Genomic DNA, 16365 nt, shown 5'->3' with positions numbered 1-16365 from the left:
TAAAAAAATGCGAAATGAGGTAAATGTGCTTTTGATCGAGTGAAGTTGCAGCCCGAATGTGTAAAGCATCAAAAATTAAGGTAAATACCATGTTTTTCACAGAACGGGTATTTTTTATTAACATCAAAATCAGCTATGTTTACAGGGTATTCTAGACAATATGCATAAGGCAGTTCACATCTTTACGATATTATTTTTCAGCTCTTTTATAGTGCTGTCCCAACAGGTGCAACCAAGTGCTAAGAGGGTCGTTATAAAAGGCTCTGTAATGGGGAAAGAAAAAAGCACACCAATTTCTGGTGTTGAGGTCTCGACCAACAGAGGTGCCTATACAAAAACCAACGCCTTGGGGGAATATAAAATACAGGCCGTTATCGGCGACGAGTTGATTTTCAGGTCCCCAGATATCACGACCAAACGCCATATTATAAAAAGTGATGAGGATGTTGATGTATTGGTAGAAGGGTATACACCAGATAATGTATCGAGTATTCGTGGCAAAACGGTGAGACGTGAAAATACGCTGCAACATCAAATGTATTTGGACTCTGCCGATTTTTATAAAAAGACCAACATAGAAAAGAGTATAGATTTCATCACACAGTCCATAGCTCAATTGGGCAAACGGGCCAATAAAAAAGAGCTGGGCAAATCATTGTCAAAACTGGGCGAAGTGTATCAATACCATCAACAATATGATTTGGCGATAACGAGTTTCAACGATGCTCTAGAAGCCCACAAATCAACCCGAACCACTTTGGAATTGGGCAAAACCTATATCCTGAACAAAAATTTTGATAACGCTAGAAAATTATTGCTTCCGCTCCTTAAAATAAAGGATTTGGTCCCCTTTCAACGTGTGGTGCTCTACGAGAATTTAGGTGATGCCTTTAAAGGTTTGGGAGAGACCAACAAAGCGGTCTCCTACTATAATGAGGGTTTGACCATAGCTCGAAAAAACCAAATAGACCCTAAACTTACCGATTTAAATTCAAAAATAGCAGACGCTTACTCAAAAGACAACAGGTTGGTTGAGGCAGAAGGGTATTATGGCAACTCCTTGAAACTGGCAACCCAACAAGCACCGCAAAGAGCATTACAGGAGAAAGAAAAAGTAGCCGATTTTTATAACAAAAAGGGAGATTATGACAATGAGATTCAACTGCGTAAAAACAGCTTGGATGAAGTCAAAAAACTAAAAAAACCTGTTGTAGCGAACAGAACGGCACCCATACAGGCCGATACCATTACCGCCCAACGCATCAATTACAAAATTGGTAACGCCTATGCTGTGCAGAACAAGTTTGACGAGGCCATACCTTATCTAGAACGTAGCATAGTAGAGGCCGACTCCGAAGACGATCTGGTCGTACAAAAAGATGCAACTCGAAAATTGTCCGAAGTATACAGGTACAAGGGCGATTACACCAAAGCCTTGGAAGAACTTCAAAATTATGTGGCCTTGGTCGATACCCTGTACTCAAGAAAAGAACAGGAAATATCAAGGGCGGCCCGTTTTAATAGAGAGATAGCCATAAAGCAAAATAGAATATCGGGCCTGGAACAGGAGCGTGAACTATCACAGAGCAAGTACGACTTGGCCTTAACGGAGCAAGAACTTATCCAACAGAACAATAGAATCCAAAAATGGGTTATTTATTCCCTTATTTTTGGGTTGATATTAATGGGCTTGGCGGCATTCTTTTTTTACAGGAGCAATCAACAACAAAAATTTGCGAACAACCTTTTGGCATTGAAGTCGTTGCGTTCGCAAATGAATCCGCATTTTATCTTTAACGCATTAAACTCTGTGAACAATTATATCGCCAAAAGCGATGAGCGTAGTGCGAACAGGTATTTGAGTGAGTTTTCTACATTAATGCGAGCAGTATTGGAAAATTCCGAAGAGGATTTCATCCCGTTGTCGAAAGAGCTGGAACTGCTTAAACTGTATGTGAAACTTGAACATTCCCGTTTTCCCGATAAGTTTGAGTATACCATTGATATTGATTCAAATCTTGATGTGGCGGCATTTCAGATTCCGCCCATGTTGCTACAACCTTATATTGAAAACGCAATATGGCACGGACTTCGGTACAAAGAGGAAAAAGGGTTTTTAAAAATCGATTTACGACAAGAGGATGCCGAAACCATCCGTATTTCGATTACCGACAACGGTATCGGAAGAAAAAAATCCGCAGAACTAAAGACCCAGAATCAAAAGAAGCAAAAGTCCAAAGGTATGGGCAATATCAAAAAAAGAGTGGCTATCTTGAACGATATGTACAAGGACAAGGTAGATGTGCGCATCTCTGATTTGGAAACCGATGGCTCTGGAACCCGTGTAAGGTTTATGCTGAGTAGAGATTGATTTTTTTAGTTCCTCATTTAGGGAGAGTTAAAGTGAATCAAAAAAAAAATATGAGTGTAAAGAGGTTGAAAATCAAATACAAATGAAACTGAACGCAATACTAGTAGAAGACGAGGCCAATAGCAGGGAGATTCTAAGTAATTATCTTGCCAAATATTGTTCAAACGTAAATCTAATGGGTCAGGCTGCCTCAATTCAAGAGGGCTTGGAACTTATTGGTAAAAATGATTTGGATTTGGTTTTTTTGGATGTTGAAATGCCCTTTGGCAATGCATTTGACTTATTGGATCAAGTGCCCGAACGTACATTTGAGACGGTATTCGTAACAGCGTATAATCAATATGCCATGGATGCCCTGAACAATCATGCCGCTTATTATCTAATGAAACCCATTAATATCGATGAACTGGTAAAGGCGGTAGAATACGTTTCCGAAATCAAGGAAAAGGAAAATACCTTGGAGCATCAGGTATTAAAACCAAAACTGAACAAGATAGATGGCAAAATAACCTTGCCCCAACAAGATGGATTTCAAATTTTGAACGTTTCCGATATCCTGTACTGCAAGGCTGACGATAACTACACCGAAATATATTTGGAAAACAAAAAAATATTGGTAAGCAAAACCCTGAAATATTTTGAGGATGCACTTTCCGATTTTGCTTTCGCCCGTATTCATAAATCTTATCTGGTAAACGTAAACGAGATTATAAAATACAGAAAAGGAAAAGGGGGCAGTGTAGTGGTCTCCAATGGTAAGGAACTGCTCGTCTCAGCTTCAAAAAAGAAAGATTTATTGGCCTATTTTTAATCAAAAGCACAGAAGTTGTTTTTTAACCATCAACTACATGATACTAAAGACCATTAACGGAAAAACACCAAAGATAGGGAACGACTGTTTTATAGCGGATAATGCCGTAATTGTAGGAGATGTTGACATGGGAGATCAGTGCAGTATTTGGTTTAGCGCAGTACTTCGTGGCGACGTGAATTTTATTAAAATGGGGAATAAGGTAAATGTTCAGGACGGTGCTGTTGTTCATTGCACCTACCAAAAAGCGGCAACCACTATCGGTAATAACGTATCGATTGGGCATAATGCCATTGTACATGGCTGTACGATTCATGATAACGTTTTAGTGGGTATGGGAAGTATTATTATGGATGATTGCGTGGTTGAGAGCAATAGTATAATTGCTGCGGGAGCCGTGGTTACCCAAGGTACCCACGTACCATCCGGGAGTGTTTTTGCAGGAATGCCCGCAAAAAAGATTAAGGACATCAGTCCGGAGCTCAGCTCAGGTGAGATCGATAGGATCGCTGAGGCTTACTTAAAATATTCCAGTTGGTTCAAATAACAGTATATTTTTGTCCCGGTCATTATCCAGTTTTAAATTCGGTACTTGGGATTGAACTTAATATTCCTATTTTTACCAAACCAAAAGTAGTATAAAATGAACGCATATATATTTCCGGGACAAGGCGCACAATTTGTAGGAATGGGACTGGACCTTTACGAAAAATACCCATTGGCGCAAGAGTTGTTTGAGCAAGCGAACGATATTCTCGGGTTTAACATAACGGATATCATGTTCGAGGGTACTCCCGAAGACTTAAAACAGACCAAGGTTACCCAACCTGCTATTTTTCTGCATTCCGTAATCTTGAGCAAGGTCATGGGGGATAATTTCAAGCCCGATATGGTCGCCGGTCATTCTTTGGGTGAGTTCTCCGCTTTGGTTGCCAACGGAGTCTTAAATTTTGAGGATGGTCTAAAATTGGTGTCGCAAAGAGCTTTGGCCATGCAAAAGGCATGCGAACTACAGCCAAGTACCATGGCAGCTGTTTTAGGTTTGGACGATGATGTAGTGGAAAACGTATGTGCGGAAACAGATGGTATCGTAGTTGCCGCCAACTATAATTGTCCTGGGCAATTGGTAATTTCCGGTGAGGTAGAGGCCATTCATACGGCCTGCGAAAAACTAAAGGAAGCAGGCGCGCGCAGAGCTTTGGTCTTACCGGTAGGAGGTGCTTTTCATTCACCTCTTATGGAGCCAGCCCGGGAAGAGTTGGCCGCGGCAATTTCGGAAACCGTGTTCAACACATCGTCCAGTCCAATATACCAAAACGTATCTACCACGGCCGTTGTGGATTCTGAAGAAATAAAAAATAATTTGATATCGCAATTGACGGCTCCTGTCAAATGGACTCAGAGCGTTCAAAACATGATAAAGGATGGTGCTACCCTTTTTACAGAGGTGGGGCCTGGTAAAGTGTTGCAGGGCTTGGTGAAAAAGATAGATAAATCTACCGATACCACATCAGGTTTGGTAGAATAGTGCTAGGAGTTGCGACAACCTGTATTTCATCCGAAAAACCTCTTTTTAGGCCTTTTTATTAGTGGAACGAACGAATTTTTAGTAATATTGATTCCCGATTTTGCTATACTCAACTTGGCAGTTTGGCATTGTATTTTGAAGATTTCAAAAGATTGATAATGATATCAAACTACGTTTGTAGGCTACTTTCCGATTTTTTCCATAGCGGACATCCAAGAAAGCTTTTCTTTTTTGTAATGATATTGTTCTTCGCCTCGGTATCTTACGGGCAAACCCCGACGATATCGATATTGAATAATCAAGATGCTACTGAAGGTGCGGCGGTTCCTGGGAGTTTCAGAGTTGATGTTGCTCCTGTATCACCAATATTTATAGGCACAAGAACCGTTACGGTTAATTATATCGTATTACTTTCAAGTACTGCCACATCAGGGGTCGATTATACTGCTTTACCGGGACAAGTAACCATAAGTTATACCGTTGCCGGTGGGACCAATACAATCAATGTCAATCAAATTCCTTTTGACGACCTGCTTGTAGAAGGTAATGAAACGGTCGATATTGAGCTCATAGCCGATGTAAATTATAATCTGGATGCCGGGCAAAGTAGGGCCAGAGTCACTATAAGGGACAACGATTTTGGCACGGTAGGTTTCAGTCCTGCCCAATCCGATGGTACGGCATCCGAAACGCCTACCGATACCGGGCTATTCAGGATAAATCTAAGTGATGCGAACAATACGGGAACAACGCTCCAGGTAAATGCTGTTATTACGGGTAGTACAGCTACCGATGGGAATGACTTTACCTTTCAGGGATTTAATGTCGCTACGGGGTTTATTACATTTGCAAACACTACTAGTGCAAGAAATATATTCGTAGAGAATATAGTTGATGATAATTTGTTTGAGGGTGACGAGACAGTTGAGCTAACACTCTTGTCTACCAATAACCCTGCATTTACGATTGACCCGGCAAACGATACTTTTACGATTACGATAGCGGATAACGATTTTCCCGAGGCCACGGTTGTTGCAACTGACGCAATCTCGGCCGAGACTACCCCTTCAGACCAAAATGGTGCATTTAGGGTAGACATAGGTGCTATAAATCAGTCAGGAGCTCCCATTACAGTAAATTATTCGGTAGGGGGTAGTGCTACGAATACAGATGATTATTCTACCATTTCAACGAATGTGGTCATACCCGTTGGTGCACGTTCGGCAGACATTCCGATTACCGTGGTAGATGATGATGGTTTTGAGGGTGCTGAACAGGTTACCTTAACAATCCTGCCCGACGTTGCATATACCATCGGTGCCCAAAATACAGCCGACGTACTTATTCAAGATAATGATGCCGCCCGTGCAACCATATTGGCCAACGATCCGGATGCAGGTGAGGATGTGGCAAGTGGGGGAACAGGAGAGTTTACCATTGATGTTGGAGCAATTAATGGGACAGGTAGTCCATTAACCGTTAATTTCACCATATCTGGTACGGCTGCAATCGGAACAGATTACAATGTAATTTCAAACACTGTGGATATCCTTGTGGGTGAAAGTACGGCCACAATTTTAATTGAGCCTGTTGACGATGCTGTTTTTGAGAACAATGAAACTGTAATTATCACTTTGGGCTCCGGAGCAGGATATGCATTAAGTACACCTATAAATGCAACGGTCACTATTGAGGATAATGAACCATGTGGTGGCGGTACCATGCAGCCTACACAGGATACATCTGTTTCTACCGAGTTTTGTGACGAGCAAACTATTGATTTGGACGACTATGTGATCGATGCTTCTCCCGGAAGTAGTGTGCTTACTTGGAGTACGTCCAGTGACCCTTTGGACACTTCCGCACATTTAAGTAGCTCAGTTATCACAACAAGTTCCGGGGGTATTTTTAACGGTTTTTTCTATGACGCCGCCAATAATTGTTCTAGCCCGGTGTTACCCATAGCTATTGAGATAAATGTTACCCCGGTCATATCCAATATAGTTTCTGAACCTATCTGTGATTCGGGAACGGTTACCATGACCGTGAATGTATCGGCAGGAAATATTAATTGGTTCGATGTTCCCGACGGGGGCGTTAGCTTGGCATCTGGTACAAGCTTCACCACACCTGTTTTAAACCAGACCACTACATTTTATGCAGAAGCATCTACGGCAAGTGGTTGCGTATCCGAGAGAATACCTGTAAACGCAGTAGTGAATTCACAGCCGGTCATTGACTCGTCAACAGATGCGATTGCTTGCAATATATTTGAAAATGGCCCAACCAGTATTGATTTGGATGACCAGATCATGGGAGATACCGGTGGTGTATGGTCTATTGATTCGGCACCATCCGGAAATACGATCGTTATCGGAAATAATAACATCGTTGATTTCGCGAATGCGCCTTCAGGAGATTATGTGTTCACGTATGTTATAACTGGGACGGCCCCATGTATTGATGCCTCTGCTTCCATAACGGTTGCGGTCAATTCTTGTCAACAGGATTCAGATAATGACGGTCTTGTGGACGGTGATGAGTCCACTTTAGGAACAGATCCCAATAATCCAGATACCGATGGGGACGGTATAAATGACGGTGATGAAGTAGGGGATGATGTAGAAAACCCATTGGATGGCGATGGCGATGGTATTTTAGACGTATTCGATTCCAATATTTTAGATACGGACAACGATGGTATTGTAGATCAACTTGACCCTTGCAACACCACGCCTGGGGAGTGTGGCAAGGTTTATAACCAATTTTCGCCAAATGGCGATGGCAGAAATGAATTTTTTGTTATCAGTGGTATTGCCAATTTTCCCAATAATTCGCTCCAAGTCTTCGATAGGTACGGGAACAAGGTATTTGAGGCCAACAGATATGACAACACATGGGACGGCACAGGAAATAACGGGGATTTGCCTCGGGGGACTTATTTTTACCTATTGGATTTAGGTAATGGTACCGATGTGCGTAAAGGTTGGATACAAATTATTAGATAAGAATATGGTTTATAAAAAGTACACGAACAAGTGTGGCATACTTCTTTTTTTAACCATGATTATGGTGTTTTTTGCTTATGGTCAAAAAGAACCGCAATACACACAATACATGTACAATATAGGCAGCTTTAACTCGGCCTATGTGGGAACGGTCGACAAAACTGAAATTATAGGTTTGTACCGGGCACAGTGGATAGATATTGATGGGGCACCGAGAACCTTCAGGTTTGGTGCCAATATACCCTTGGCCAATGAGAAAAACGGCCTTGGTTTTAATGCCATCAGTGATCAATTGGGGCCAATTAGCCAAACGTATTTTGATTTGGCCTATTCATTTCAGGTGAACGTTTCTGATGATGTTAAGCTATCCTTTGGTCTAAACGCCGGGGCATCGGTTTTAAATGTTGACTACACAAAGGGTGATTTTGAAAATCCGGAACCTTTGGTTTTTGATGATCAAGTGAACAAATTATACCCTATGGTGGGTGCGGGAACGTTTTTGTATGCCGATAACTGGTATGTGGGGCTGTCAGCACCAAATTTTTTGGCCAATTTAAGTACGGACGAAGATGTAATTGCCCTGATCGACAATAAGATTCAGGCAAATTTTATAGGAGGGTATGTGTTTGACCTATCGGACAGCTTAAAATTTAAACCTGCCTTTTTGGTAAATTTTTTAGAAGGTTCTCCTTTGAACATCAATCTTTCTACCAACTTTTTGATTAATGATGTTTTTACGGTAGGTGCGGCCTACAGATGGGACAATGCTGTGAGCGGTTTGGCGGGATTCCAAATTTCCAATGGCTTGTTCTTGGGCTACTCCTATGATTATAACACCAATGCCCTGGGGCAGTTCAATAGCGGTTCACACGAAGTGATCTTAAAGTTTTATTTGGGTTCCGGTAGCGGTAATAGAAACAAGAGACAAAAAACACAAAAAACAAAAGGCAAACCAAAACAAATAGATACACCTAGATTTTTCTAAAATTTTAGTTGCGCATGGTTCAAAAAATAGTATTTATTATTTTTTTATTTGCTTGTTTAGGCTCTTTTTCCCAGGAAAAGAAGTCCAAGGCAGATGCATTGTACTTTGGATATAACTATTACCAAGCCATACAAGAGTATCAAAAGGAACAAAAGGAAAAATCCTTGAGCGGGCAACAGAAGTTAAATTTGGCAGATTCCTATTTTAAAGTCGGTAAGTATGAAAATGCATCAAAAGCCTTTTTGGAAGTTTTAAAGAACGATAGTATCATGTCTTCGCATGATTTTAATAAAATGCTGCAATCCTTATCAAAAATCGGTGAAAAAGAAAAGGTAAAAGCATTTCTTCAGACCAAGAAAAACCAATTGGCGGGAGAGCTCATTGAAAATGCGGAGTTTAACTACGAATTGTTACGCTCAAAGGATATGAATGCAATGGATTTTAATATTTTTAATCTTGTCGCCAATAGTAGGCAGTCAGATTTTTCGCCTACTTTTTATAATGACGACTTGCTTTTTACAAGTGCCAGACCAGTGAGCACAAAAAAAATATATGGGCCAACAGGCGATTCATATTTAGATTTGTATACATCAAAGATTACTGCAGATGGTAATATTTCAGAAGTGACCAAGCGCCTGCAGGGCATTCCAAAATCAAGCTATCACAAAGCCACTCCGTATTATTCACAGTCGTTACAAAAGCTTTTTTACATAGTATCCAATGAAGAGGATGATAAGCTGTTGTTCGATGAAAATGGGAAAAATGCATTAGCCATAGGCCTGGCCACCGTTTCCGACGGTCCGGATAAATCTTTCAACTATCTTTTACGCGATTTGAGCACATCATTTTATTATCCCTTTTTTGATGCAAAATCGCAAAGATTATATTTTGCCGCTAACTTTGAGGATAGTTATGGGGGAACCGATATTTATTACGTGAATACCAATTATGGTAGAATTATGTCTGCCCCGGTAAATTTAGGTCCACGTATAAATACGCCTGGCAATGAGATAGCTCCTTATATTTTTGAAAACAGCCTTTATTTTTCTTCCGATATTTTTTATGGTATGGGTGGTATGGATGTTTACAAGACCAATATTCAGCAAGATGGTACGTTTAGCATACCCGTTAACCTAGGTGATGGCATCAACTCGGTAGACGATGATTTCGGTTTCATTATCAGAAATGAGGGCGACGGACTTTTGGGTTATTTTTCATCCAACAGAAAAGGTGGCATAGGCAACGATGATATTTATGGTTTTAAGATTGATGAAAAGCCTGGATTAAAAACCATAGCCATTAAGGGAAGTGTAACAAAATCAGTAGGCGACAAGGCTATTGAAAAGGCGTCTATTAAAGTATCGGACGTAGACGGTAATCTTTTGAAAGAAGTATATTCGGATGGTGACGGTGCGTACCAATTGGAGATTCCCTGGAAAGACACCATTAAAATAAAAGTGGCAAAGGAAAAGCATTCCGTTTACGAAAAAGAATATAATGCCCAAGAACTGGAAGTTGTGCAATCCAAACCATTGGATATAACCTTGACCCATATGGCTGATATAGTGGAAGAAAAGGAAGACCAATGGGCAATAAAATTGAACAAGTTTTACTTTGACAAGGGTAAGAGCAATATTACTCCTGTAATAGCGGAAGAATTGGCGAAAGTCGTAGATGCCTTAAAAAAGTTTCCGGAATTTCAGCTTCGTATTGAATCGCATACCGATAGCCGTGGCGGTGGCAGCACCAATTTCAGATTGTCCCAAAATAGATCTGATGCCATCAAAAAACATCTTCTTGAGAATGGCGTACCCGCGAGCAATATATTATATTCGGTTGGGTATGGTGAGACCAAAATTTTGAACAACTGTAAAAACGGTGTGTATTGTATAAACCTTTTACACCAAAAAAATGAAAGATCTTTAATCGTGGTCTTAAATTATAACCTGCTCAAATAAACGTTTGCTAAATAAATAGGTAGCAATCGGTACAATCTTTCATTTCGCCATAATACGTTTCCCTATATTTATGCAAGGTCTTTACGGGAATGCCTAAAAGCATCTTTTTAATGTATGTAACTTGAACGGATAGAATTCCCATTTTTGAAGTATATCTTTTTTCCGTCCTAGTTTTTCTCTTAATGCGTACCAATTTCATGTAATATCAATTTTCATTTGCGGTTGTAAAGATTTAAAATTGTATATACAATGTCAAGTAAATAGTGTTAAGCCTGTATTAAAGGATTATTTAGAAAACCACGACCCAAAAATAATAGATGGAAAAGAAAGACAGAAATGCGATGCCGGCATAGGTGAGATACTGTAACCCCTTTTTGGGTCTATGAGGTTCGGGTACGTCGGCACTCATCACATTTTTTAAGTTCATATAGCCTATAATTGGTGCAACTACAAAGGATACAAAAGTAGCCAAGGCAACTAACTGACCCATATTGGCTGAAAAGACGGCGATAACGATAAAATTTATAATAGCCAACACAATAATGCCCAATGCAAAGAAGTGTTTTTTGGCCTGTATTCCAAATTTTGGATAAAGCAAGGCAATGATATCCAAGCTTACACGGGTCACCGCATCGTGTGCCGTCATGCAGGTACTGAACATCGTGGCGAATGCTGAAACAGCGATGAAAATATAGGCCCAAGAACCTATATGTGTTGTAAAAAGCCTTACAACTTGGTCGGCGAACGTAACCGCATTTCCACTGAGCTGCGTATTCGTACCATATAGGGTAAACCAGCCTATTATTAAAAAGAACAGTGCTAAAATGCCTGTCATGCTATAACCGGTATTGAATTCCTGTAGCGATTCTTTTAATGAGGGTTTACGTTTCTCGCTTTTCCATTTTTCAATACTCCATAGGCTTACCCAACTAGAAGCTTCTACAGTAGTAGGCATCCACCCCATGAGGCTTATCAAAAAAAGTATGCCCGCTTCATTAAAAATCGATGGGGGCTCAAAGTCGTTTACCGTATGTATCTGTCCTTTAAAAACAACCAATATAGTGGTTACTATTAGGGCTATAAATAAAATGGAAATTACGAATTTCAAGGAATTTTCCATAAAAGCATATCGACCAATGATAAGCAATAGGCTTATGAAAGCGAACAGTACAAATGCAATTAAAGATATAGATATGTTTATCTTAAAAAGATTGATGAAAAGCCCTGCCGTAACAGTATAAAGTGCTGCCAATATAGTAAAAGTGGTAATCAATGTAATAAACGCATAGAACCATAAATACCCTTTCCCACGGTTTAGATATCCTTCAATGAGTGTTTTATCGGTTGTGTTGGTGTACCTGACCCCAAATTCAAAAAAGGGATATTTGAATATGTTCGCCAATATTATGGGAATGGCCATGACCCAACCATATTGTGCGCCGGCTTTTGTAGATAGTACTAAATGTGATGTACCTATGGCCATACTCGCGAACAAAAGGCCCGGTCCAAGATTTTTAAGCAGTGTTTTGATTTTGAACATACAAAAGGTAAGGTTGTTTGCTCTAAAATAACGCTTTTCTTCGGAACCTTACTTTATCTCTATGTGGTCCCCGTAAAACTTGGGCTGTGTATTAAAAAGTACATCCAAAAAAACTTTTACCCGTGCAAAATACTCTCGAAACTGTACTTTTAGCCCTTGTTGCGTTGATACATCTTTAGCATTGTAACCAATGGCGACCAGGCCCTTTTTATCGGCTAGATAAATGGCTCTTTCGTTATGGAATTTCTGCGAAATAACGGTAACACTATCCAACCCGAAAACGTTTTTTGCCCGCACCATGGAATCCAATGTTCTAAAGCCCGCATAATCCAAAAAGATTTTTTCTTCGGGTATCCCTCCTTTTATAAGGTCTTTTTTGAAAGTATTGGGCTCGTTATAATATTTGGACCCATTGTCACCACTTACCAGCACAAACTCTATTTTACCGGCATTATACAATGCTATTGTGGCCTTTATACGGTGGGTATAGTACGGATTTGAATATCCGCTCGATAATTTATTGGAAGTACCCAATACCAAGCCCACCCTATTTTTCGGAATATCCGAGGAATTTGAAAAAGTTTTGCCCTCCGCTGCGGAATCAATGATATAATTGCACAAGAAAATGAGTAGTGCAAAGGCTAGAATACCAGATGCCATGATTTTGATAAGCCTTTTCTTCATTCGAATAAAGATACGCTTAACCTTTTAAATATAACAAACGTCACAAATGAAACGCTCAACCTGCCATCCCTTTCATAGATAATAATGTCGTTACCCATATAATGATAGAAGAAATCGTTATACCGATAACGTTTGCCAAAAAGGCTCTCTTTTTTTCGATTTTTAAAAGATAGGTGGCGATGCTACCAGCGTAAACTCCCGTTCCCGGAAGCGGGATCATCACAAAAACGATCAGCCCCCAAAACCCATACTTTTTAATTTTGTTCGCAGAGCCTGTTTTTGCTCTTTTTGCCACGAAAATCGCTGATTTTTTGTAAAATTTCCATTTCAAAAGGTACATGTTGATTTTTTCCAGAAAAAATATCATCAGTGGGAATACCAGTATATTGGCCGCAAGGCAACAAACAAAGACCAAATAGATGTTGATACCGTTCAGCATACCATACGGAATACCCACTTTGGCCTCGCCAAAGGGAGAAATACTCCATAATATTGCTATAATCAAGTCCAGTATCAACGATAACAGTTTAAATCATAAAAAAACCCTTAAAATCAGAACAGATTAAAAGGGATTGTGTACTCGAGATGGGACTTGAACCCATACGGACTAATGTCCATTGGATTTTAAGTCCAACGTGTCTACCAATTCCACCACTCGAGCCTGTACCAATACTATTATTGGCCAATTGGTATTAAGTAATGAGCGAAAAACGGGATTCGAACCCGCGACCTCCACCTTGGCAAGGTGGCGCTCTACCAGCTGAGCTATTTTCGCATATTTAAAAGAACGTGCATCTTTAGTGATGCGGATGCAAATTTAATACAATTCTATAAAATGCAAAGGAATTTTTATCAAAACCTGAAAGGTTTTTGTGTCTATATAAGTTTGTTTGTTAAGAGGTCGCTTTTTTATTTTTCGTAAGAAGCCTTTTTATCTCGTTCAACTTCATCAATGCCTCAACAGGGGTAAGTGTATTTATATCCAAATGAGTGATTTCTTCTTTGATTTGCTCTAGTAAGGGGTCGTCCAAATTAAAGAAACTCAACTGCATTTCATTTTGCGCGGCATTTAACTTATCGGTAAGTTCTTCATTGGAATGGGATTTTTCGAGCTTTTTTAAAATTTTATTGGCTTTATGGATGACCTGTTGCGGCATGCCTGCCATTTTTGCTACGTGTATTCCAAAACTGTGCTCGCTCCCGCCCGGGGTAAGCTTTCGTAGAAAAAGTACGTTGTCTTTTAGTTCCTTGACCGATACGTTGTAATTTTTAATACGCTCAAAAGTAGCTGTCATTTCATTGAGCTCGTGATAATGTGTGGCGAACAAGGTTTTCGCTCTCGCCGGATGCTCATGTAAATATTCAGATATGGCCCAAGCTATCGAAATACCGTCATAAGTGCTAGTGCCACGGCCTATCTCGTCCAATAATACGAGGCTGCGTTCAGAGAGATTGTTTAAAATCGATGCGGTTTCATTCATTTCTACCATAAAGGTAGATTCGCCCATTGATATATTGTCACTGGCACCAACTCGGGTAAAAATTTTGTCGACATAACCAATTTTGGCCGATTCTGCCGGTACAAAACTTCCCATTTGCGCTAACAGCACTATCAATGCGGTTTGCCTGAGTATGGCAGATTTTCCACTCATATTAGGCCCGGTAATCATAATGACCTGTTGGTTGTTTCGGTTTAAGCTTACATCATTGGCAATATAAGCTTCCCCCAACGGTAATTGCTTTTCAATAACGGGATGTCGCCCGCTTTTTATGTCAATATCGGTAGAATCGTCCAAAACAGGGCAAACATAGTTATTGTCTTTGGCCAATTGGGTAAATCCGCAAAGGCAATCCAATTGCGCAATTTGTTTGGCATTGTTTTGAACTGGGGCAATATATTCTTGCATCCAAACTACCAACTGCGAAAATAACTGCTGTTCCAAACTTTGAATGCGTTCCTCGGCACCTAAGATTTTACCTTCGTATTCTTTCAGCTCCTCGGTAATGTAACGCTCGGCACTCACCAAGGTTTGCTTGCGTATCCATTCCTCGGGAACTTTGTCTTTATGTGTGTTCCTAACTTCGATATAATAGCCAAAAACATTGTTGGATGCTATTTTTAGCGAAGTAATGCCGGTACGTTCGGTTTCACGTTCCAACATTTTGTCCAAATAATCCTTTCCCGAAAATGCCAAATGCCGAAGCTCGTCCAATTCTGTTGAGTAACCATCTGCAATGGTTTTTCCCTTTAGTATGTTTACGGGAGCCTCTTCATGTAACATTTCCTTTATTTTGCCTCGGAGCAAATCGCAGGTGTGCAATTGATCGCCAATAAGTTTAAGGGAGTCATCGGTACTTTGGGCGATACGCTGCTTTATGGGAACTAACGCATCCATGGAGTTTTTGAGTTGTACAACTTCTTTGGGATTTATTTTTCCGGTGGCCACTTTGGATATGAGCCGTTCCAAGTCGCCCATCTGCTTCATGTAATGTTGTAGTTCTTGGTGTATTTGTGGGTTTTCCATAAAATAGGAAATCACCTGATGCCTACGTTGTATTTTTTCAATGTTCTTTAAGGGCAGTGCCAACCATCGTTTGAGCATTCGCCCGCCCATCGGTGAAATGGTTTTATCGATTACATCCAATAAAGTGACCGCATTTTGGTTTGTAGAGTGGTATAGTTCAAGATTGCGAATGGTAAAACGATCCATCCAAATATATTCCTCTTCGGCAATTCTTTGCAGCGAATTTATATGTTGAAGTTGGCGATGCTGTGTTTCGGAAAGGTAGTGTAATACCGTTGCGGCAGCTATGATGCCATTGTACAAGTGGTCTACCCCAAAACCCTTTAACGTGGTCGTTTTAAAATGCGAGGTCAATGTTTCAAGGGCATAATCTTCTTGAAAAACCCAATCTTCCACAAAAAAAGTATGAAAGTGACCTCCGAACACTTCAATGAACTCTTTTTTATGGGCCTTGGATACCAATACTTCGTTCGGGGAAAAGTTTTGGAGTAGTTTGTCAATTTGTTCTTCGGTACCTTCAGAGGTTAAAAATTCTCCTGTAGAGATATCCAAAAAGGAAACCCCCAACTGTTTTCTGCCAAAATGAACGGCACATAGAAAATTATTTTTCTTGGCGTTCAGTATATCGTCGTTTAGGGCCACACCGGGAGTAACCAATTCGGTAACACCCCTTTTGACGATAGTTTTGGTTTGTTTGGGGTCTTCCAACTGGTCACAAATGGCAACACGTTGCCCGGCTTTTACCAATTTGGGCAAATAGGTATTCAGAGAGTGATGCGGAAAACCGGCAAGTTCTGTTTTGTCACCACCATTGTTTCTGTGCGTAAGGATAATACCGAGTATTTTAGCTGCTTTAACAGCATCTTCACCAAAAGTTTCATAAAAGTCACCTACCCGAAAAAGCAAAAGCGCATCAGGATATTTGGTCTTGATTGTATTGTACTGTTGCATTAAG

At 40.3% G+C, this 16365-nt stretch carries 12 protein-coding genes and 2 tRNA genes; 7 read left to right on the top strand and 7 right to left on the bottom strand.

What is annotated here, in order from left to right; all coding sequences use genetic code 11:
• Positions 1-160: 160 nt before the first annotated feature.
• The 7 genes from HYG79_RS03890 (at position 161) to HYG79_RS03860 (ending at position 10661) form a co-directional block, all read left to right on the top strand.
• Positions 161-2371: a tetratricopeptide repeat-containing sensor histidine kinase gene (locus HYG79_RS03890; protein ID WP_179240853.1), complete on the top strand. Its 2211-nt coding sequence runs from the start codon at positions 161-163 to the stop codon at positions 2369-2371.
• Between the two features lie 82 nt (positions 2372-2453).
• Positions 2454-3182 carry a LytR/AlgR family response regulator transcription factor gene (locus tag HYG79_RS03885; protein ID WP_179240852.1) on the top strand — a complete coding sequence of 243 codons (729 nt, stop codon included), beginning with the start codon at positions 2454-2456 and terminating at the stop codon, positions 3180-3182.
• 37 nt (positions 3183-3219) lie between these two features.
• Positions 3220-3729: a gamma carbonic anhydrase family protein gene (locus HYG79_RS03880; protein ID WP_179240851.1), complete on the top strand. Its 510-nt coding sequence runs from the start codon at positions 3220-3222 to the stop codon at positions 3727-3729.
• Positions 3730-3825: 96 nt separating this feature from the next.
• Positions 3826-4710 carry an ACP S-malonyltransferase gene (gene fabD, locus HYG79_RS03875; RefSeq protein ID WP_179240850.1) on the top strand — a complete coding sequence of 295 codons (885 nt, stop codon included), beginning with the start codon at positions 3826-3828 and terminating at the stop codon, positions 4708-4710.
• Positions 4711-4868: 158 nt separating this feature from the next.
• Entirely contained in the window at positions 4869-7718 is a 2850-nt protein-coding gene (locus HYG79_RS03870) for a T9SS type B sorting domain-containing protein (RefSeq protein WP_179240849.1), read from the top strand.
• Between the two features lie 4 nt (positions 7719-7722).
• On the top strand, positions 7723-8703 hold the full coding sequence (locus HYG79_RS03865) for a PorP/SprF family type IX secretion system membrane protein (protein ID WP_179240848.1): 981 nt from the start codon (positions 7723-7725) through the stop codon (positions 8701-8703).
• A gap of 14 nt (positions 8704-8717) precedes the next feature.
• Complete coding sequence (locus HYG79_RS03860) at positions 8718-10661, top strand: OmpA family protein (protein ID WP_179240847.1); 1944 nt, start codon at positions 8718-8720, stop codon at positions 10659-10661.
• Positions 10662-10668: 7 nt separating this feature from the next.
• Here HYG79_RS03860 and HYG79_RS03855 read toward each other — a convergent pair whose 3' ends face one another.
• From HYG79_RS03855 to mutS, 7 genes are all read right to left on the bottom strand, one after another.
• Positions 10669-10860, bottom strand: a complete 192-nt coding sequence (locus tag HYG79_RS03855) for a hypothetical protein (RefSeq protein WP_179240846.1) — start codon at positions 10858-10860, stop codon at positions 10669-10671.
• A gap of 90 nt (positions 10861-10950) precedes the next feature.
• Complete coding sequence (locus tag HYG79_RS03850) at positions 10951-12201, bottom strand: NRAMP family divalent metal transporter (protein ID WP_179240845.1); 1251 nt, start codon at positions 12199-12201, stop codon at positions 10951-10953.
• A gap of 48 nt (positions 12202-12249) precedes the next feature.
• Positions 12250-12885 carry a SanA/YdcF family protein gene (locus tag HYG79_RS03845; RefSeq protein ID WP_179240844.1) on the bottom strand — a complete coding sequence of 212 codons (636 nt, stop codon included), beginning with the start codon at positions 12883-12885 and terminating at the stop codon, positions 12250-12252.
• Positions 12886-12940: 55 nt separating this feature from the next.
• Positions 12941-13402 (bottom strand): COG2426 family protein, encoded by a 462-nt coding sequence (locus tag HYG79_RS03840; protein ID WP_179240843.1) that lies wholly within the window; start codon positions 13400-13402, stop codon positions 12941-12943.
• A gap of 60 nt (positions 13403-13462) precedes the next feature.
• Positions 13463-13546 (bottom strand) — tRNA-Leu (locus HYG79_RS03835).
• Between the two features lie 41 nt (positions 13547-13587).
• Positions 13588-13660 (bottom strand) — tRNA-Gly (locus HYG79_RS03830).
• A 118-nt stretch (positions 13661-13778) separates the two neighbouring features.
• Entirely contained in the window at positions 13779-16361 is a 2583-nt protein-coding gene (gene mutS / locus HYG79_RS03825; protein ID WP_179243476.1) for a DNA mismatch repair protein MutS, read from the bottom strand.
• Positions 16362-16365 lie beyond the last annotated feature (4 nt).

The sequence above is a fragment of the Costertonia aggregata genome (assembly GCF_013402795.1).
In the GTDB taxonomy this organism is placed as follows: Bacteria; Bacteroidota; Bacteroidia; order Flavobacteriales; family Flavobacteriaceae; genus Costertonia; species Costertonia aggregata.
The sequence above is the reverse complement of the archived record's forward strand: the minus strand, read 5'-3'. Positions and strand labels throughout refer to the sequence as shown.